This window comes from Salinarimonas chemoclinalis (assembly GCF_041514305.1).
Classification (GTDB): Bacteria; Pseudomonadota; Alphaproteobacteria; order Rhizobiales; family Beijerinckiaceae; genus Salinarimonas; species Salinarimonas chemoclinalis.
The window spans coordinates 150,366-168,009 of the sequence record NZ_JBGMWH010000001.1 but is presented as its reverse complement, the minus strand read 5'-3'; the positions used below and the strand labels follow the sequence as shown (position 1 = coordinate 168,009).

Annotated in this window: 17 protein-coding genes; 7 read left to right on the top strand and 10 right to left on the bottom strand. The window is 71.9% G+C overall.

Features of this window, described 5'->3' with window-relative positions; genetic code table 11:
- Positions 1 to 132: 132 nt before the first annotated feature.
- The gene (locus AB9M23_RS00810; protein WP_372421689.1) at positions 133 to 1,071 is read left to right on the top strand and encodes a LysR family transcriptional regulator; all 939 of its coding nucleotides are present in this window, start codon (positions 133 to 135) and stop codon (positions 1,069 to 1,071) included.
- Positions 1,072 to 1,092: 21 nt separating this feature from the next.
- On the opposite strand, the gene AB9M23_RS00805 is transcribed toward AB9M23_RS00810, so the two are convergent.
- The 7 genes from AB9M23_RS00805 to AB9M23_RS00775 form a co-directional block, all read right to left on the bottom strand.
- Entirely contained in the window at positions 1,093 to 1,890 is a 798-nt protein-coding gene (locus tag AB9M23_RS00805; protein ID WP_372421687.1) for a hypothetical protein, read from the bottom strand.
- A complete protein-coding gene (locus tag AB9M23_RS00800; RefSeq protein ID WP_372421686.1) occupies positions 1,880 to 3,601 on the bottom strand; it encodes a thiamine pyrophosphate-binding protein in 1,722 nt (573 codons plus the stop codon). The genes AB9M23_RS00805 and AB9M23_RS00800 overlap by 11 nt, the downstream gene beginning before the upstream one ends.
- Positions 3,602 to 3,807: 206 nt before the next feature.
- Positions 3,808 to 5,106 carry a TRAP transporter large permease gene (locus tag AB9M23_RS00795; RefSeq protein ID WP_372421684.1) on the bottom strand — a complete coding sequence of 433 codons (1,299 nt, stop codon included), beginning with the start codon at positions 5,104 to 5,106 and terminating at the stop codon, positions 3,808 to 3,810.
- Entirely contained in the window at positions 5,106 to 5,648 is a 543-nt protein-coding gene (locus AB9M23_RS00790) for a TRAP transporter small permease (protein ID WP_372421682.1), read from the bottom strand. Before AB9M23_RS00790 ends, AB9M23_RS00795 begins: the two co-directional genes overlap by 1 nt.
- A gap of 368 nt (positions 5,649 to 6,016) precedes the next feature.
- The gene (locus AB9M23_RS00785) at positions 6,017 to 7,045 is read right to left on the bottom strand and encodes a DctP family TRAP transporter solute-binding subunit (protein ID WP_372421681.1); all 1,029 of its coding nucleotides are present in this window, start codon (positions 7,043 to 7,045) and stop codon (positions 6,017 to 6,019) included.
- A 25-nt stretch (positions 7,046 to 7,070) separates the two neighbouring features.
- The gene (locus AB9M23_RS00780; RefSeq protein ID WP_372421679.1) at positions 7,071 to 8,063 is read right to left on the bottom strand and encodes an alpha-ketoacid dehydrogenase subunit beta; all 993 of its coding nucleotides are present in this window, start codon (positions 8,061 to 8,063) and stop codon (positions 7,071 to 7,073) included.
- Between the two features lie 17 nt (positions 8,064 to 8,080).
- Entirely contained in the window at positions 8,081 to 9,112 is a 1,032-nt protein-coding gene (locus tag AB9M23_RS00775; RefSeq protein WP_372421677.1) for a thiamine pyrophosphate-dependent dehydrogenase E1 component subunit alpha, read from the bottom strand.
- Positions 9,113 to 9,422: 310 nt separating this feature from the next.
- Here AB9M23_RS00775 and AB9M23_RS00770 point away from each other — a divergent pair, with 310 nt between their 5' ends.
- The 5 genes from AB9M23_RS00770 (at position 9,423) to AB9M23_RS00750 (ending at position 14,371) form a co-directional block, all read left to right on the top strand.
- On the top strand, positions 9,423 to 10,598 hold the full coding sequence (locus tag AB9M23_RS00770; RefSeq protein ID WP_372421676.1) for a pyridoxal phosphate-dependent aminotransferase: 1,176 nt from the start codon (positions 9,423 to 9,425) through the stop codon (positions 10,596 to 10,598).
- A 132-nt stretch (positions 10,599 to 10,730) separates the two neighbouring features.
- On the top strand, positions 10,731 to 11,990 hold the full coding sequence (locus AB9M23_RS00765) for a two-component system sensor histidine kinase NtrB (RefSeq protein ID WP_372421674.1): 1,260 nt from the start codon (positions 10,731 to 10,733) through the stop codon (positions 11,988 to 11,990).
- Between the two features lie 13 nt (positions 11,991 to 12,003).
- Complete coding sequence (locus AB9M23_RS00760; protein WP_372421672.1) at positions 12,004 to 12,621, top strand: response regulator transcription factor; 618 nt, start codon at positions 12,004 to 12,006, stop codon at positions 12,619 to 12,621.
- A 499-nt stretch (positions 12,622 to 13,120) separates the two neighbouring features.
- Entirely contained in the window at positions 13,121 to 13,459 is a 339-nt protein-coding gene (locus AB9M23_RS00755) for a response regulator (protein ID WP_372421670.1), read from the top strand.
- A gap of 201 nt (positions 13,460 to 13,660) precedes the next feature.
- Positions 13,661 to 14,371, top strand: coding sequence for a helix-turn-helix domain-containing protein (locus tag AB9M23_RS00750; RefSeq protein ID WP_372421668.1), 711 nt, complete (start codon positions 13,661 to 13,663; stop codon positions 14,369 to 14,371).
- A 99-nt stretch (positions 14,372 to 14,470) separates the two neighbouring features.
- On the opposite strand, the gene AB9M23_RS00745 is transcribed toward AB9M23_RS00750, so the two are convergent.
- Positions 14,471 to 15,598 (bottom strand): DegT/DnrJ/EryC1/StrS family aminotransferase, encoded by a 1,128-nt coding sequence (locus AB9M23_RS00745; protein ID WP_372421666.1) that lies wholly within the window; start codon positions 15,596 to 15,598, stop codon positions 14,471 to 14,473.
- Positions 15,599 to 15,640: 42 nt separating this feature from the next.
- The gene (locus AB9M23_RS00740; RefSeq protein ID WP_372421664.1) at positions 15,641 to 16,651 is read right to left on the bottom strand and encodes a Gfo/Idh/MocA family protein; all 1,011 of its coding nucleotides are present in this window, start codon (positions 16,649 to 16,651) and stop codon (positions 15,641 to 15,643) included.
- A 194-nt stretch (positions 16,652 to 16,845) separates the two neighbouring features.
- Between AB9M23_RS00740 and AB9M23_RS00735 the strand changes: the two genes are divergently transcribed.
- Complete coding sequence (locus AB9M23_RS00735) at positions 16,846 to 17,385, top strand: DinB family protein (RefSeq protein WP_372421663.1); 540 nt, start codon at positions 16,846 to 16,848, stop codon at positions 17,383 to 17,385.
- On the opposite strand, the gene AB9M23_RS00730 is transcribed toward AB9M23_RS00735, so the two are convergent.
- The gene (locus AB9M23_RS00730; protein WP_372421661.1) at positions 17,363 to 17,611 is read right to left on the bottom strand and encodes a hypothetical protein; all 249 of its coding nucleotides are present in this window, start codon (positions 17,609 to 17,611) and stop codon (positions 17,363 to 17,365) included. The two genes, AB9M23_RS00735 and AB9M23_RS00730, sit on opposite strands and share 23 nt — an antisense overlap.
- Positions 17,612 to 17,644: the final 33 nt, after the last annotated feature.

The window sequence follows — 17,644 nt, the reverse complement described above, 5'->3', positions numbered from 1 at the left end:
TACTTGCATCGTGCTTATCGGTGCCCGCCCGGAGCGCGTACGCGCTTTCACCCATTGCGCACGGCCGTGCGGTGTTCATGTATCGCGCTTGACGGCAAAACCTTCCGTTGAAACGCTCCGGAGGCGGAGACCATGCGTCGGGTGAACATCGACGCGCAGCTCCTGCGCAGCTTCGTCGCCGTCGTCGAGACCGGGGGCTTCGCCCGCGCCGCCGACACGCTGGCGATCACGCAGCCGGCCATGAGCCAGCAGATGAAGCGCCTCGAGGAGATGCTCGGGCGGCCGCTCTTCCGGCGCGAGGGGCGCAGCCTCGTCCTCACCGCGCCGGGCGAGCTGCTGCTCGGCTACGCGCGGCGCATGCTCGAGCTAAACGACGACCTCTACCGCCGCTTCGCCGAGGACGAGCCGCGCGAGATCGTCAACCTCGGCATGCCCGAGCACTTCTCCGAGGCGCTGCTCCCGCTCGTCATCGCGGCCGTGCACGAGCGCTACCCGAACGTCCAGCTCGTCGTGAAGGTGGGGCGCAGCCAGGCGCTCGCCGAGCAGGTCGAAGACGGGCGCCTGCATCTCGCGCTCCTCGTCGGCGAGCCGCTGGAGGGGCCGGGCACGACGCGCCTGCACGTCGCTCCGCTCGCCTGGTTCGGTGCGGAGGCCGGGGGGACCGCCGGCGGTGCCGTCGAGCGGGATCTGCGGCTCGTCCTCTTCCGGGCGCCCTGCGGCATCCGGCAGTTGGCGGTCGCGGCGCTGGAGCGCGAGGCGGTGCCGTGGCGCTGCGTCCACGAGAGCGAGGACCTCTCGGCGCTGCGCGCGGCGGTGCGCGTCGATCTCGGGCTCACCGTCCTGCCGAACTTCCAGGCCTATGCCGGCATCCGGCCGCTCGGCGACGTCGTCGGCCTGCCCGCGCTTCCGGGCATCGCGGTCTCCCTGCGCCGCCGACCGAGCTGGCGTCCGCGCTCGGCGCAGGGGCTCGACGCGCTCGTGGTCGAGCTGTGGGAAGCCTTCCGCTCCGGTCCCACCCTGCCGCAGCCTGCGCCGCCGGAGATCGCCGCGCAGGCGCTCCTGGCGCATTGAGCCCTCGCGTACCGAGGCGGCTCACGCCTCCAGCGCCAGCGCGACGAGATCGCGCGCGCGCATGCCCACCCGCCCGCCGAGCGCCGCCGCCCGCGCGTTGAGCGCCGACACGACGCCGTCGTCGTGCGTCGAGCGCGCATCGCCGATCCGCGCGCTCGCGGCGGCGACGGTGGCGGCGGCGATGCCGCGCGCCGCGAGCGCCGGCAGCCGCGTCGTGCCGACGCCGCCGCCGGCGTCGTTGAAGAGCGCGAGCGCCGCGTCGGCCTCGAGCGCGTTCCTCGGATCGCCGCCGAACAGCGCCCCGTGCGAGCCCGTCACCACCACGGCGCCTGCATCCTCGCCGGCGCGCACCAGGGCCGCACTGTCGACGAGGACGAGGGACCGGCGCGCGCCGGGCGGCGTCTCGACGCGACGCGTCTCGTCGAGCGGGGCGAACGGCCCGTCCGGCATCCGCGCGACGGCGAGCCGCTCGGCCGCCTCGCGGCAGGCCTGCCCGGGCCGCACGCCGAGCGCCGCCGCGCGGGCGTTGGCGTGCGAGACGATCCCGCGCACGAGCATGTCGGCGGCGTCGCCGATGTCGGCGGAGGCGGCGGACACCGTCGCCGCCGCCATGCCGGCGGCGGCGAGCCAGGCGAGGCCGCCGATGCCGGCCTCGTCCTTGCCAACGCCCGCGTCGTTGAGGATCACGGCACGCACACCGTCGCGCCGGGCGACGTAGGCCGCATAGACGCCCCCGTGCGAGCCGCTGACGACGACCGCCCCGCCCGCGCCCTCCGGCAGGCGGGTGATCGTGTCGGCGAGGATGGGATCACGCGACACGGTCGCCCTTCTTCGGCTGGACCGCGCGGCTGTCGGCGGCCGGCAACATCTTCGCCGGATCGCGGGTGACGACGAGGTCGATCACGAAGGGGCCGTCCCGGTGCGCCAGGGCCTGCTTCAGGGCCGGCGCGAGCGCGTCCGGCGTCTCGACCCGCACGCCCGCGCAACCCATGGCCTCGGCGACGCGGGCGTAGTTCGTTTCCGCGAGATCGGAGGATTGGTAGGCGCCCTCGCCGTACATCAGGTGCTGGAGCGCCTTCACGTAGCCCGAGGCCGCGTTGTTGACGACGATGATGGTCACCGCGAGCCCCATGCGCCGCGCCGTCTCGAGCTCGCCCAGCACCATGTTGAAGCCGCCGTCGCCGGTGATCGCCAGCACCGGCCGCTCGGGCGCGGCGAGCTTCGCACCGATGGCGCCGGGCAACCCGTAGCCGATCGAGGCGAAGCCGCGATCGGGCAGGAAGCCGCGGCCCGCCTGCCTCTGGTCGAAGAGCAGCCCGCCCCAATGCGCGGCGAAGCCACCGTCGGCGACGAGGACGGCGTCGCCCGGGAGGAGCCGGTTCAGCTCGCCCATCAGCCGGCCCATGGAGACCGGCACCTCCTCGCTCTCCAGCCGCTCGCGGGCGCTCTCGCGCCAGGCCGCCATGCGGGTGACCACCTGGTCGGCCCAGGCGGAGCGCGCCTGCGGCGGAGCCTTTCCGGCGAGCGCGTCGTTCAACGCGTTGATCCCCGCCTTGGCGTCTCCCCACAATGCGACCGCCGCGGGATAGGTGCGGTCGATCTCCTCGGCCACGATGTCGAGATGGATCAAGGTCTTGCCCGGCGCCGGCACGGTGTAGCGCTTGGTGGCGATCTCCCCGAGCTTGCAGCCGATCGCGAGCAGCACGTCGGCTTCCGCGATCATGCCGTTGGCGATGCGGTCGTAGCGTCCGAACAGGCCCGCCGAGAGCGGCGAGGCGCAGGCGATCGCGCCCTTGCCGGACATCGTGTGCGCGACCGGGATGCCGAAGCGCTCGGCGAAGGCCTGGAGCGCGTCGGCCGCGCGCGAGATGTGCACGCCGCCGCCGGCCAGGATCAGCGGTCGCTCGGCCTTGGCGAGCAGCGCGGCGGCTTCCGCGAGCGCGTGCGCATCGGGACGCGCGCGCAGCGCCGGCGCCGTCCGGTAGCGGGGATTCGCGACGAGGCTCTCCGGGTCGATCGCGATCGTGTCGTGGCAGACGTCCTCGGGCACGATCAGCGCGACGGGCCCCGGCCGGCCGGTCGTCGCAACCGCGAAGGCGCGGCGTACGAGTTCGGGCAGGCGCGCCGTCACCTCGACGCGAATCAGCTCCTTCACCGCCGGGCGCAGGATCTCGGCCTGGCGCGCCTCCTGGGTCATGTTCTTCCAGGAATGGGCGCGGTGCGTGTCGCCCACGATGGCGACGATCGGAGAGCCGGCGTTGAGCGCCTCCACGAGGCCGGTGACGAGGTTCGTCGCACCCGGCCCCAGCGTCGCGTCGACGAGGCCGACGCGGCCCGACACCTTGGCGTAGGCGTCCGCCGCGAAGGCGCCGCAGCGCTCGTCGTTGATCAGCGAATGCGCCAGCCCGAGCCGCCGGCAGGCGTCGTAGAAGGGCAGGAGCTGGAACCCTCCCATGCCGAAGATCGGCCCCGCCCCGTGCGCCTGCAGCATCCGCGCGAGCACCTCGCCGCCGGTCATCTCGTTCACCATCGTCCCGTCCTTCGCTCTTTCTCGATCAGCTCGCGCATCGCCCCGTCACGGGCCCGACGCGCTCCCCTCTCCCTCGTGGAGAGGGGTGGGGGGTGTGGGGCGGGCAGGACGTGCGACACCGCGGATGCCGTCCGCCGGCACGAGCGTCTCGCCCTTCACCCGACGCCCCACACCCCCGGCCCCTCTCCACCGGGGAGAGGGGAGAATCAGCTCACCCGATACCCGAGGACACGCGGGAGCCACAGCGCGATCTCGGGGAAGACGATCACCAGCACGAGCGCGACCACCATCGCGCCGACGAGCCAGAACACCCAGCGGAAGGTGGCCTCCATCGGCACGTTCGCGACCTTCGCCGTCACCATCAGGTTCACCGCCACCGGCGGCGTCACCTGGCCGATGGCGATGTTGATGGCCATGACGACGCCGAACCAGACCTGCGACCAGCCGAAGCTCTGCATCACCGGCGTGAGCAGCGGCAGCGTGATGAGGAAGATCGAGACGCCGTCGAGCACCATGCCGGCGAGCAGCAGCAGGACCATGATCACGGCGAGCGTGATCCATTGCGAGTCGGAGAGGCCGATGATCAGGTCCGCCGCGGCGCGGAAGGCGCCCATGGTGGAGCCCGCCCAGGCGAACAGCCCCGCGAGCGAGATGATCAGCATCAGCACGCCCGAGATCTTCGCCGCGTCGACGAAGCAGCGGTAGACGTCCGCGAACCCCATCGTGCGGTAGAAGAGCGTGCCGACGAGGAGCCCGTAGACGGCGGCGACGACCGCCGTCTCGGTGGGCGTGAACAGCCCCGAGCGCAGGCCGCCGAGGATGATCACGGGCGCCATCAGGCCAGGCAGCGCGCGGTAGAGGCTCGCCCAGAAGGGCGGGCGCACGAAGCCTTCGTCGGCGCCGAAATCGTGCCTGCGCGACAGGATCATCGTGGGCACCGCGATGGCGAGGCCCACCAGGAGCCCGGGGAAGAGCCCCGCCGCGAAGAGCGCGCGCAGGTCCACGCCCGGCACCATGATCGCGTAGACGATGAGCGCGATCGAGGGCGGGATCAGGATCGCGGTGGCCGCCGAGGCGGCGATGACCGAGGCCGAGAAGGGCCTGGGGTAGCCCGCCTTGAGCATGGAGGGCACCATCACGGTCGCCACCGCGGCGGCGTCGGCGACGCCGGAGCCCGACATGCCGCCCATGATCAGGCAGACCAGGATCGCCACGAGCGCGAGCCCGCCCCGACGCGGCCCCACGATCGCCTGCGCGAACACGACGAGGCGCGTCGCGACGCCGGAGCGCTCGAACACCATGCCCGTGAGGATGAAGAGCGGAATGGCGATGAGCGGGTACTTCGCCACCGCGTTGTAGGTGTTCGTCCCCACCATCGCGAGCGCGGTGAGGTCGAGCCCGACCACGATGCCGATGGCGCCGGCGACCCCGAGAGCCACGGCGATCGGCGTGCCGACGACGAGCAGCGCGGCGAAGGCGAGGAGCAGGATCAGGTTCGGATCCATCAGCGCGCCCGCCCACGCACGGAGGCGACCGCGCGGCCGATCACGCGGCCGAGGATGGCCAGCGAGAGCAGCGGGAGCCAGATCGTGTAGATCCAGGCCGGGTAGCCGAGGCCCGGCGAGGTCTCCCCCCAATACCACTCGTCGAAGGTCACCTGCGCCCCGTAGTAGACGATCAGCGCGAACATCGCCGTCGTGGCGAGAAGCGTCACGGCCTCGGCGAGGAGGCGGGTCCGCGGTCCCATCAGGCCGAGGAAGAAGCCGATGCGGATGTGCTCGTTGGTGGCGAAGGCGGCGGAGGCGCCGACGAAGGTCATGAACACGAGCAGGAAGATCGAGAACTCCTCCGTGAAGGCGAAGGAGACGTTGGTGAAGTAGCGCGCCAGCACGTTCCCGAACGAGATCACGACGATCAGCGCCATGGCCAGCGCGCCCAGCGCCTCCTCGATCTTCACCGGCACGCGCGCGTGCGGCGCGAGGTTCTCGGGCGCCTCGGTGCGGGTCGTGTCGCGGGGGTCGACGAGGGGGTCTTCGTCAGCGCTCATGGTCGGCTCGTCATCGTCCGCTCTTGATGGCATTCGGTGCTTCCCATACGAACGCCCCTCTCCTTCCCTGTAGGGGAAGGTGGCTCGGCGAAGCCGAGACGGATGGGGCGCGCGAAGCGCGTTCGGCGAAGCCGAAAGCAGGGCGAGACCGCTGGATACCGGGGTGTTTCCGCTTCGCGGAACGCGTCGCTTTCGCGCCGCGCACCATCCGTCACCGGCTCGGCCGGTGCCACCTTCCACTACAGGGAAGGAAGATCGCCGGCATCGACCTGGCGGGACATCGCCATGACGAGTTTGATGGAGCGCACCGGCTTCGGTGGCGTCGATTGCACCGCGAGGTGCGCTCCATCCGTCATCGCCCCGGCCGATCACCGATTGGCGATCGACTCCTCGGCCATCGTCACGAGGTCGGCGCCGATCGTCTCGCGCCACTTCTCGTAGACCGGGCGCGTCGCCTCGACGAAGGCGGCGCGCTCCTCCTCGGTGAGTCGCACGACGTCGACGCCGTAGCCTTCGATCGTCGTGACGAGGCTCTGGTCCTCGCCGACGAGGCCGGCGCGCGCGACCTCGACGCCGTGGGCGCCGGCGTCGATCGCCGCCTGGCGGACGATCTCCCGGTCCTCCTCGGTGAAGCTGTCCCAGACCTCCTGGTTGACCGCGAAGATCAGCGGGTCGGCGACGTAGCGCCAGAGCGTGACGTTGGTCTGGCCGAGTTCGTGCATCTTCAGCACGGTGTAGATGGTCAGCGGGTTCTCCTGCCCGTCGACGGCCCCGGTGGTGAGCGCCGGCTGGGCGTCGGCCCAGGACATCTGCGTCGGGTTGGCGCCGAGCGCGGTGAAGATGTCGTTGAAGATCGGCGAGCCGACGACGCGCATCTTCAGCCCGTCCATGTCGGCGGGCGTGCGGATCGCGCGCTGGGAGTTCGTCACCTCGCGAAAGCCGTTCTCCGCCCAGGCGAGGGGCACGACGCCGTTCTCCTCGACGAGCTCGAAGATGCGCTCGCCCACGGGTCCCTGCGTCAGCGCGTCGAGGGCGGCGTAGTCCGGCATCAGGAAGGGCAGCGCGAAGACGTTCATCTGCGGGATCTGCGGCGACCAGTTGATGGTCGAGCCCACCGCCATGTCGATGATGCCCCGGCGCATGGCCGTGAATTCGCGGGTCTGCTCGCCCTGGACGAGCTGAGCGCCCGGGTAGAGCTTCATCACGATGCGCCCGTCGGTGCGCTCGCCCACGAGGTCGGCCCAGCGCTGCGCCGCGATGCCCCACGGGAAGGGTGGCGGCACCACGGTGGAGACGCGGTATTCGTCCTTGTAGTCCTGCGCGCTCGCGCCGCCGGCGAGCGGCAGGACGAGCGCGGCTGCGGCCGCGAGGACAGCGAAGGGCTTCCAGATGCGCATTGTCGTTCCTCCCGTTGTCGTTTCCTCAGGATGCGCGCGCGGCGGCGGGGGCGAGCATGGCTCGCACCGCCGCCGCGATCGCGTCGGGCGTCACCCGCGCCGCATTCTCGAGCGGCGGCGCGTAGGCGATGGGGATGCGCGGCGCGCCGAGGCGGCGCACCGGCGCGAGAAGACGATGATGCATGTGCTCGGCGACGAAGGCCGCGATCTCGGCGCCGAATCCCGCGACCGTGACCGCCTCGTGCACGACCAGGAGGCGCCCCGTGCGCTCCACGGAGGCGAGCACGGCGTCGCGGTCCCACGGCCAGAGCGTGCGCAGGTCGATCACCTCCGCCTCGATCCCCTCCCCCGCGAGCGCCTGCGCGGCGGCGAGGCAGGTGCGGCGCATGGCCGACCAGGTGACGACCGTCACGTCGCGCCCCACCCGCGCCACGTCGGCGACGCCGAGAGGCACGAGATGCTCCGCGTCGGGCACGTCCGCCTCCGCGGCCCACAGGTCCTTGTGCTCGAGGTAGACGACCGGATCGTCGACGCGGATCGCGCTCTTGAGGAGGCCGAGATTGTCCGCGGGCGTGCCCGGCGCCACCACGACGAGCCCGGGCACGTGGGCGTACCACGCCTCCAGCGACTGCGAATGCTGCGCGGCGGAGGAGCGCCACATGCCGATCGGCTGGCGCGCGACGAGCGGCACCTTGGCCTGCCCGCCGAACATGAAGCGCGCCTTGGCCGCCTGGTTGATCAGCTCGTCGGTGGCGCACAGCGCGAAATCCGAGAAGCGCATCTCGACCACGGGCCGCGTGCCGGCCATCGCCGCGCCCACCGCGGCGCCCATGATGCAGGCCTCGGAGATGGGCGTGTCGGCGATGCGGGCCGGCCCGAAGCGCTCCTGGAGGCCCTTGTACTGCCCGAACACGCCGCCGCGGCCGAGATCCTCCCCGAGCGCCCAGACGGCTGGGTCGCGCGCCATCTCCTCGGCGAGGGCGCGGGTCGAGGCCGCGAGGTAGCTTGTCGTCCCCATCCCGGCCCGTCCTCCTCTCAATACGCCCGCACGGCGGGGTCGCCGACGTCCTGCACGTCGGCGAAGGCGGCGGCGAGGTCGGGCCAGGGCGCCGCGCGGGCGTCGTCGAGCACGTCCGCCATCTCCGCCTGCGCCCGTGTCCGTGCCGCCTCGAGCCGCGCGGGATCGACGCCCGCCTCCGCGAGCGCCGCGGCGAGCCGCGCGATCGGGTCGCGTCCGCGCCAGGCCTCCACCTCGGCGGGATCGCGGTAGGCGGCGGCGTCCGCCGCCGTGTGACCGGTCATGCGGTAGGTGCGCACGTGCATCAGCCGCGGCCCCTCCCCGGCCCGCACCGCGGCGATGGCGTCGCGGGCGGCGGCGTCGAGCGCGATCGCGTCGTTGCCGTCGTGGATCTCCGCCGGGATGCCGAGGCTCAGCGCCCGCGCCGCCGCCCCCTCCCCCGCCGTGAGGTCCGCCGTGCGGGTCGTGGCCGACCAGGCGTTGTCCTCGCAGACGAACAGGACGGGCAGGCGGAAGATCCTGGCCCAGTTCAGCCCTTCCAGGAACGGGCCGCGATTGATGGCGCCGTCGCCGAAGAAGCAGGCGACGATCTCTCGCCCGCCGCGCAGCGCCACCGCATGCGCCGCGCCCACCGCGATGGGGATGTTCGCGCCCACGACCCCGTTCGCGCCGAGCATGCCCACCGAGAAGTCGGCGATGTGCATGGACCCGCCCTTCCCGCCGCAGGTGCCTCCGGCGCGGCCGAGCAGCTCGCGCATCATGGCGCGCGCGTCCGCGCCCTTGGCCAGCGTGTGGCCGTGGCCGCGATGGGTGGACAGGATGAGATCGCCACGCGCGAGGTTCAGGCACACCGCGGCGGCGACCGCCTCCTGGCCGATCGAGGGATGGATCGCCCCGCGCACCAGCCCCTCGGCGAGCCCGCGCAGGGCCGCCTCCTCGAAGGCGCGGATGCGCCACATCGTGTCGAGATGCGCGACGAGCCGCTCGCTGTCCAGGTTGCTCGCGAGGTTGCGCACGGGCTCGCGCGCCTCGCCCGGGACGGGGCTCACGCGCCCGCTCCCGCGGCCGCTTCCGGCACCGATCCTCGGGTCGCACCCTCGGCTCGGGCCGGGCGGCGAGCGCCGCGCGGCCCGGCGACCCGCGTCGCCCCGCCCATGCCGTTCCTCCCGTTTCTCGTCGGGCGCACCGCGCGTGGCGGGCGCTCCGCGATCGCCTCTTGCGGGCGACGTGCGGCGAGCGTAGCGCTGTTCGTGCGCGGCGGGCAAGGCCTTCCGCCGTCTGCGAGAAATTGCATCCCCGACGCGCGCGCGATCCTGTAGGATAGCCTGCGCGCGCATCCCGAACAGCCACGGACACCCGATGACGAAGCACTACTGGATCCGCCCGGAGGCCGGGGCCACCCCCGCGAGCGGCATCGTCGACACCGTCAACTACGGCCGCGGCAGGCCGGGCCTGATCCCGCTGTGGGTCGGCGAGGGCGACCTGCCGACGCCGCCGTTCATCGCGGAGGCGGCGACGCGCTCGCTCGCCGCGGGCGAGACCTTCTACACCCACCAGCGCGGCATCCCGGAACTGCGCGAGGCGATCGCCCGGCGCCAGGGCGCGATCCTCGGCAAGGAGCTCTCGTTCGAGCGCTTCTTCGTCACCGCGGGCGGCATGCACGCCGTCGAGATCGCCATGCGGCTCGTCGCCGGCACGGGCGACGAGGTGATCGTCCCCACCCCGGCCTGGCCGAACTTCCGCGGCGCGCTCACGGCCAACGGCGCCAGCGTCGTCGAGGTCGCGCTCGCGCCGAGCGAGACCGGCTTCTCGCTCGACCTCGGCGCCCTCGAGGCGGCGATCGGCCCGCGGACGACGGCGCTCGTCGTCAACTCGCCGGCGAACCCGACCGGCTGGACCGCGACCCGCGCGGAACTCGCCGCCATCCTCGAGATCGCCCGCGCCCGCGACCTGTGGATCGTCGCCGACGAGATCTACCAGCGCTTCGTCTGGGACGAGCGGGTCGCGGTCGGCACGCGGGCGGCCTCGTTCCACGACGTGATGCGCGCGGACGAGAAGATCCTGTTCGTGCAGACGCTGTCGAAGAACTACGCCATGACCGGCTGGCGAATCGGCTGGCTGGAGGCGCCCCCCGAACTCGCCCGCACGATCGAGAACCTCATCCAGTTCTCCTCGTCCGGCTCGCCGGTCTTCGTGCAGCGGGGGGCGATCGCCGCGCTGGACCACGGCGAGGGCTTCGTCGCCCACCAGATCGCGCGGGCGAAGCGCGGGCGCGAGATCGTGGCCGACGCGCTCGCCCCCCTCAACGCCGTGCGCTTCGCACCGCCGCCGGGTGCGTTCTACGCCTTCTTCGCCGTGCCCGGCGCCGAATCCGCGGCGTTGGCGCGCAGGGTGATCGACGAGGCGAACGTCGGCCTCGCCCCGGGCAACGCCTTCGGCGCGGGCGGCGAGGGCGGCCTGCGGCTGTGCTTCGCACGCAAGGATACCGATCTCGTCACGGCCATGGAGCGGCTCGTGCCGGTGTTGCGCGGCTAGGCGGCGGCCGGCCGTCCCCAGCCGGTACGCATTATTCCGGAGGATTGTCTTGCATCCGGGCCGGTCCAGCCGTTACCTTCACCCTACTGCATACACCGAGAGGCCCGGGGCAGGGGCCAACCGGGGGAGGCCATGCACCAGAGCACGACCGGTGGCGGTGAAGGCCAGGCCGGAGAGCAACCCAGCGCACGCGCAGACGTCCATCCCGCCGGGCACCATCCGGGCCTCGGCTCGGTTTCCGACGCGCGCTGGGCGAGCATCCTGAACACCGCCGTCGACGGCATCGTCGTCATCGACGAGCAGGGCCGGATCATGATCTTCAACCGGGCCTGCGAGCGCATGTTCGGCTTCGCGGCGGAGGAGGTCGTCGGCCGCAACGTCGCCATGCTGATGCCGCCGGAGCACGCGTCCGACCACGACGCCTACGTCGAGGGCTACGTGCGCACCGGCCACCGGCGGATCATCGGCATCGGGCGCGAGGTGCGCGCCCGCCACCGCGACGGCACGCTGTTCCCGATCGACCTCTCGGTCGGCGAGGCGCAGACGCCGGACGGGCGCCAGTTCGTCGGCATCCTGCGCGACCTGACCTCGCGCAAGGACGCCGAGCGGCGGCTCAACGAGCTGCAAGCGGACCTCATCCGCCTCGCCCGCGTCTCGGCGCTCGACGAGATGGGCTCGGCCCTCGCCCACGAGCTCAACCAGCCGCTCACCGCGATCATGCTCTACCTCCAGGCGGTCGGCCGCGAGTTCGGGCGCGCGAAGGAGATGGGCCACACGGCGGAGGCCGACGCGCGCGCCGACGCGATCCTCGAGAAGGCACGGCGCGAGGCGCATCGCGCGGGCTCGATCATCCAGCGCATCCGCTCGCTCGTCGAGAAGCGTGCGCCGGAGCGCAAGGAGGTCGATCTCAACACGATCGTCGACGACGCCGTCGACCTCACGATCATCGGCCAGGACCGCAACGTCACGATCGTACGGGACTACCAGGCCGGCCTGCCGACCCTGCGGATCGACCCGGTGCAGGTTCAGCAGGTGGTCGTCAACCTCGTGCGCAACGCCTACGAGGCGGTGAAGGGCCGGCGCGGCGGCCGCATCGTGGTGTCGACCACGCAGGACGAGCGGCACGCGCTCGTCGCCATCGAGGACAGCGGGCCGGGCATCCCGCGCGAGGTCCTCACCGACCTGTTCCAGGCCTTCAAGACCGGCAAGCGCAGCGGCATGGGCCTGGGCCTCGCGATCTCCCGCACGATCGCGCAGAATCACGGGGGAGACCTCTCGGTCGATCCCGGCGGGGACGGACGCGGCGCCCGCTTCGTGGTGCGCCTCCCGCTCCGTCCGCAGGACGAGGAACGCACCGAGGAAGACGAGCCCGGCACGACCCGGGCCGACTAGGAGTGGGGCAGAGATGAGCGACGAGACACTCGAGATCGCCGTGGTGGACGACGACCCCGCGGTGCGTGATTCGCTGGTGACGATCTTCGATCTCGAGGGCTGGCGCGTGCGCGCCTATTCGGACGGGGACGCCTTCCTCGCCGACGCCAAGCGCGGCCGCCTGGACTGCCTCCTGCTCGACGTCCACATGCCAGGGCGCTCCGGGCTGGAGGTTCTGGAGGCGCTCGGCGGCCACAACTACGCCGCGCCGATCTTCGTCATCTCCGGCCAGGGCGACATCCCAATGGCCGTGACCGCCATCAAGGCGGGCGCGCACGACTTCCTGGAGAAGCCCTTCGACGCCGACGAGGTGATCGCCCGCGTGCGCGAGGCCGTGGCCAAGCGGCGCAAGGCGGCGGAGGCGGGCTCGAAGCTCGGCATCCGCTTCAACGGCGCCGAGCTGCTCACCCCGCGCGAGCGCGACGTGCTGGAGCAGATCGCCCACGGCGCCTCCAACAAGGAGGCGGGGCGCGAACTCGGCATCAGCCCGCGGACGATCGAGGTCCACCGTGCCCGCATCATGGAGAAGCTCGGCGCGCGCAACACGGCCGACCTGGTGCGCATCGTCTTCACCGAGGGCGCCGGGGGCTGAGCAGGCCGTCGCGCGCCCGCCGCCGACGGCGGATTCGGAGGCGACGTTCCATCGGGAACACGGATCCCGATCCGAGATCGCATTGCCCGATGCTCCCCGTCTTCACGGGGAAGGAGACCCGTCTCGGCTCGGCTCGGCTGCAGGTGGAGGAGGAGGTGCAGCGAGACGCGGCGCCTGCGTTCCGCTCGTCGCGCCGACACCCGTGCTGCGCTCCCGCAGCGCCTCCGGAAGCCGCATTCGCTGGATGCGACCATATCTCGTCGAGCAATCGAGAAGCGTAGAACTCCCCGCCTTCCTCTGCGGAACACGCGCGTGTACGTGCTTGTGCGCGGTTGAGACCGCGGCGTGCGGGTGCGCATGATCTCACGGTATCCCGGCCGTCACCCGCCGCCGCGGCGGGAAACTGCTTACTTGATACCGATCAAGGCGATTTCGACATGAAGCGGGTACTCGAACTGGGACGTTGCGTGGCATGCCGCCCGAAGGCGAGAGGCCTACTGTGAGGATCCACATCGTCGAAGACGACTTCGGCGTACGCGACGCGCTCACCGAGCTCGTGTCCGCCTTCGGCTTCGCCGCCCGCGCCTATGCGGACGGCGAGAGCTTCCTGCGCGCGGGCCCCCCGGGTCCCGGCGACGTCGTCTTCGTCGACCTCGGGCTCCCCGGCATCTCGGGCTCGGACGTGATTCGCTGGCTCTCCACCCAGTCGCGCGCACCCCGCGTCGTCGCGATCTCCGGCAAGCCGCGGGCGGACATCGACGCCATGCTGCGCGAGCTGCCGACGACGCCGCTCCTGCGCAAGCCCCTCGAGGCGGACGCGATCGCCGCCTATCTCTGAGATGCCGGGCGCCTTCGCGGCGAGCGGGCCGAACGAACGGCGAACCGACCCCCGTCCCTGCGGCGAAACGCGCACGCGTGCTTTTCCCGACGGCATCGTGCTTAAGCACATGTCCCGATGCGCAGATAAGGCGCGCGCCGTAATCCTCGGCCCATCGACGACGCTCCGTTCCCCCGGGCACCCTCTCACAGGATCTGTCACATGGATGCGCGCCCCGACCGCTCCGATTTCTCCAACACGAAGTTCGATTCCGGCTGGAGCCTGCGCTTCGTCGCCGACCGGGCGGCGGAGAAGCCGGAGAAGGGCAAGGTCTACGCCTACCATCACCGCGCGCTCATCCTCGACGAGGGCGACACCGCCACCTCGGTCTACGAGGTGCTCGAGGGCGGCGTGATCCTGTTCAAGCTCCTGCCCGACGGGCGCCGCCAGATCATCGAGGTGCTGGGCGTCGGCGACGTCTTCGGCCTCTCGGCGACGGACGTGTCGGACGTCGCGGCCGAGGCGCTGACTGACGTGCGCCTCGTGGCCTACGACAAGCGCGCCATCGACTCCGACGCGACGCTGCGCGACCGGCTCTTCGCCCGGCTGCGCCAGCAGATGTGCGCGCTGCACGATCACGCCCTGCTGCTCGGCCGCAAGTCGGCGCAGGAGCGCGTCGCGACCTTCATCATGCGCCTCGTGCCCAACCGTGGCGGCTTCGCCTGCGCCGGCCCGAAGCCCGGCGACGGCGATACCCGCGTCGATCTCGCGATGACGCGCCAGGAGATCGCGGATTACCTGGGCCTGACGATCGAGACCGTGAGCCGCGCCTTCTCGGCGCTGCGCCGCTCGGGCGTCATCGCCTACGACCGGCAGGATCGCGTCGACATCGGCGACGTCTGCCGCCTGTGCCGGCTCACCGGCTCGCACTGAGCGCGCGCCGCACCCAGTTCCTCCCAGGGAAGCGCCGACGCCCTTCCCCGCCTCCAAGGCCGTCTCGCGAGAGGCGGCCTTTCTTCGTTCGCGCCGGCGTCAGAGCGCCGCGCGCACGGCGTCGACGATGCGATCCTGCGTCGGCTCGTCGAGATAGGCGTGCATCGGCAGGCTCACCACCTCGCGGGAAAGCCGCTCGGAGACCGGCACGCCGTTGCCCGCGCTCGGGTAGCGTGCGTAGGCGGGCTGCTGGTTCAAGGGCTTGGGATAGTGGATGGCGGTGGGAATGCCGCGCTCCTGCAGCGCCGTGCGGAAGGCGTCGCGGCGTGCGGGGTCGAGCCTGAGCGTGTACTGCGCCCAGACGGACGGCTCCGCCTCCGAGATCGCCGGCGTGCGCGCGACGTCGCCGAGCGCCGCGTTGTAGCGCGCCGCGATGCGCCGGCGGGCCTCGACCTCGTCGGGGAAGATCTTGAGCTTCTCGACGAGGATCGCCGCCTGCATCGCGTCGATGCGCCCGTTCATGCCGATCTCGACGTGGTCGTAGGCGGCCGCACCCATGCCGTGCATGCGCATGGAGGAGATGGTGCGAGCGAGATCCGCGTCCTCGGTGAAGACGGCGCCGGCGTCGCCGTAGGCGCCGAAGGGCTTGGAGGGGAAGAAGCTCGTCGCCGTCGCGAGCCCGATCGTGCCGACCGTGCGACCCTTGTAGCTCGTGCCGAAGCTCTGCGCGGCGTCGGACAGGAGCCACAGCCCCTCGCGCGCGGCGATCGGCTCGAGGCGGTCGTAGTCCGCCGGGCGGCCGTAGAGGTCGACCGAGATCACGCCCACCGGCCGCAGCTTCAGCGCGCGCGCCGTCTCGATGCCGCGCTCGAGGCTGTCGGGGGAGAGGTTGAAGCTCTCCTCCTCCACGTCGCAGAAGATCGGGGTCGCCCCGAGCCAGACCACGACCTCGGCGGTCGCGGCGAAGGTGAAGGCGGGCACCAGGATCGCGTCGCCCGGGCGCACGCCCCTGGCCATCAGCACGAGGGCGAGGGCGTCGGTGCCGCTGCCCACGCCGATCGCGAAGCGCGCGCCGGTGAAGGCGCGCAGCGCCTCCTCGAAGGCCTCGACCTCGCGCCCGAGGATGAAGCCGCAATGATCCATGACGCGAAGGACCGCCTCGTCGAGCGCGGGCCCGAGCCGCCGGCGCTGAGCCGGCAGGTCGATGAAGGGGATGGGTTTGGTCATCTGGGATGCGGCTCGGACGGGATGCGGCTCGGGAAGGGGCGCTCAGGCGCTCGCGCGCGCGGGGGCGGCGTGGGCCTGGTGATCGGTCATCGAAAGGGCGGCGCGGTGGAGCACGTCCATGACCGCGAGCGCCTCCGTCGCACCGGTGATCGGCTCGACGCCGGAGCCGCAGCACTCGAGGAAGTGCGCGCACTCCGCCATCAGCGGCTCGGACTGCTCGATCGCGACCGGCACCGGATCGGCGCGCACGACGGTCGGCGAGCCGTTGTCCAGAGAGATCTGGTGCGGGTAGATCTGCACCTTCTTGTCCCAGGGCAGGCAATCGTCGAACACCGCCATGGCCTGCGAGCCGATGACGGAGAGGCGATGCTCCTTGAACGGGTGCAGCCAGGAGACGTGGATCATCGCCTGCGCGCCGCCGGGGAAGCCCAGCCGCATCGTCACCGCGTCCGCGGTGTCCTTGCGCAGGTGCCCCTCGCCGAAGGCCTCCACCGTCTCGGGGCGACCGCCCATCAGCGCCAGCGTCATCGACACGTCGTGCGGTGCGAGGCACCACAGCGCGTCCTCCTCCTTGCGCACGGCGCCGAGGTTCAGCCGGTTGGCGTGGACGCGCCTGACCTCGCCGAGCCGCCCCGACGAGACGAGGTGCCTGAGCGCGCGAAAGCCGTTGTGGAATTGGAGGATGTGGCCGGTCATCATGATCCGGCCGGACGCCCGCGCCGCTTCCACGACCGCCGCGGCGTCCGGGTAGTTCAGCGTCAGCGGCTTCTCGATGTAGACGTGCTTGCCCGCCGCGATCGCGGCGAGCGCCACCTCGCGGTGGAGCGAGGGCGGCGTCGCGATGGCGAGCGCGCCGATGCCGGGATCGGCGATCACCTCGCCCAGCGTCGCGCCGCGGCAGCCGAACAGCGCCGTCAGCGACTCCACCGTCTGCGGGTTCGGATCGACCACCGCCTCCAGCACGCCGAGGCCGGCGAAGCAGCGCGCGATGTTGCGTCCCCACGCACCGCAGCCGATGACGGCGATACGCGGTTTCTGGTTCTGCGCGTCCATGAAGTCCTTTCCAGCCGCGCGCCCCGCTCGGGTGGGCGGGGCCCGCACGTGATCGTCCCCGCGTGTAGCGCATCTTGGCCCGAGGTGCCATACGCTCCGCGAGCCGCTGCGGGTCGGGTCACGCATGACGTCGGCGACCCCTCGCCGCAGCATGGCGCGCGGATCGGCAATCATCGGGAGCAAGGGTGAAGACAATGAAGATCGAAGACCGTTATCGCGACCTCGCGGCCTACAACGCCTGGGCCAACCGCCGCCTCTACGACGCCGCCGCCGCGCTCCCCGATGCGGCCTACCGCTCCGAGGAAGGCGCCTTCTTCGGCTCGCTCCATCGCACGATGAACCACATCCTCGTCGGCGACACGATCTGGATGGCGCGGTTCACCGGAGAGGACACGCCGCTGCCGGCGCTCGACGCGGTCCTCCACGACGACGCGGCGGCCCTGCGCGCCGCACGCGAGGCGATGGACGCGCGCATAGTCGCCTTCGTCGAGGGGCTCGACGAAGCCGCGCTCGCCGGCGGGTTCTCGTACCGCACGATCCTCAACCCGAGCCTCGTGACCCAGCCGTTGGCACCCGCGCTCGACCACTTCTTCAATCATCAGACCCATCACAGAGGCCAGGCGCACGCGCTGCTCACGCGACTCTCGGGCACGGCGCCCTCCTTCGACCTGATCAACTTCCAGCGCGAGAGCGGGCGCGGAGGCGCCGTGATCACGCCGCTCGGCCTCGCCTGAGCTGGATCTCGCCCGGCTGCGGCATGCGTGCCGCTTCCGGCCGAGCCTCCGGCGCGAAGACGCGGCCGGAGAGCATGTCCGGCCCGCACATGCGCGCGATCTCCGCCGAGGGCGGGCAGCCGCGGGCGTCGCCGATCGCATCGAGCGCGACGGCGATCCCCGCGATCAAGGTGATCACGGCGACGATCGTGGCATGCGTGCAGAAGCGGTGCGCTGTCTCTGACATGGCGGGAAGAACGCGAATCACCTGGGTCGAGTT

Bases quoted from the DNA above. Each gene is read 5' to 3' on its own strand.
- AB9M23_RS00765 (WP_372421674.1), top strand. From the start codon at position 10,731: ATGCACCAGAGCACGACCGGTGGCGGTGAAGGCCAGGCCGGAGAGCAA.
- AB9M23_RS00790 (WP_372421682.1), bottom strand. From the start codon at position 5,648: ATGAGCGCTGACGAAGACCCCCTCGTCGACCCCCGCGACACGACCCGC.
- AB9M23_RS00745 (WP_372421666.1), bottom strand. From the start codon at position 15,598: ATGACCAAACCCATCCCCTTCATCGACCTGCCGGCTCAGCGCCGGCGG.
- AB9M23_RS00800 (WP_372421686.1), bottom strand. From the start codon at position 3,601: ATGGTGAACGAGATGACCGGCGGCGAGGTGCTCGCGCGGATGCTGCAG.
- AB9M23_RS00770 (WP_372421676.1), top strand. From the start codon at position 9,423: ATGACGAAGCACTACTGGATCCGCCCGGAGGCCGGGGCCACCCCCGCG.
- AB9M23_RS00810 (WP_372421689.1), top strand. From the start codon at position 133: ATGCGTCGGGTGAACATCGACGCGCAGCTCCTGCGCAGCTTCGTCGCC.
- AB9M23_RS00785 (WP_372421681.1), bottom strand. From the start codon at position 7,045: ATGCGCATCTGGAAGCCCTTCGCTGTCCTCGCGGCCGCAGCCGCGCTC.
- AB9M23_RS00735 (WP_372421663.1), top strand. From the start codon at position 16,846: ATGAAGATCGAAGACCGTTATCGCGACCTCGCGGCCTACAACGCCTGG.
- AB9M23_RS00740 (WP_372421664.1), bottom strand. From the start codon at position 16,651: ATGGACGCGCAGAACCAGAAACCGCGTATCGCCGTCATCGGCTGCGGT.
- AB9M23_RS00795 (WP_372421684.1), bottom strand. From the start codon at position 5,106: ATGGATCCGAACCTGATCCTGCTCCTCGCCTTCGCCGCGCTGCTCGTC.
- AB9M23_RS00760 (WP_372421672.1), top strand. From the start codon at position 12,004: ATGAGCGACGAGACACTCGAGATCGCCGTGGTGGACGACGACCCCGCG.
- AB9M23_RS00750 (WP_372421668.1), top strand. From the start codon at position 13,661: ATGGATGCGCGCCCCGACCGCTCCGATTTCTCCAACACGAAGTTCGAT.
- AB9M23_RS00730 (WP_372421661.1), bottom strand. From the start codon at position 17,611: ATGTCAGAGACAGCGCACCGCTTCTGCACGCATGCCACGATCGTCGCC.
- AB9M23_RS00780 (WP_372421679.1), bottom strand. From the start codon at position 8,063: ATGGGGACGACAAGCTACCTCGCGGCCTCGACCCGCGCCCTCGCCGAG.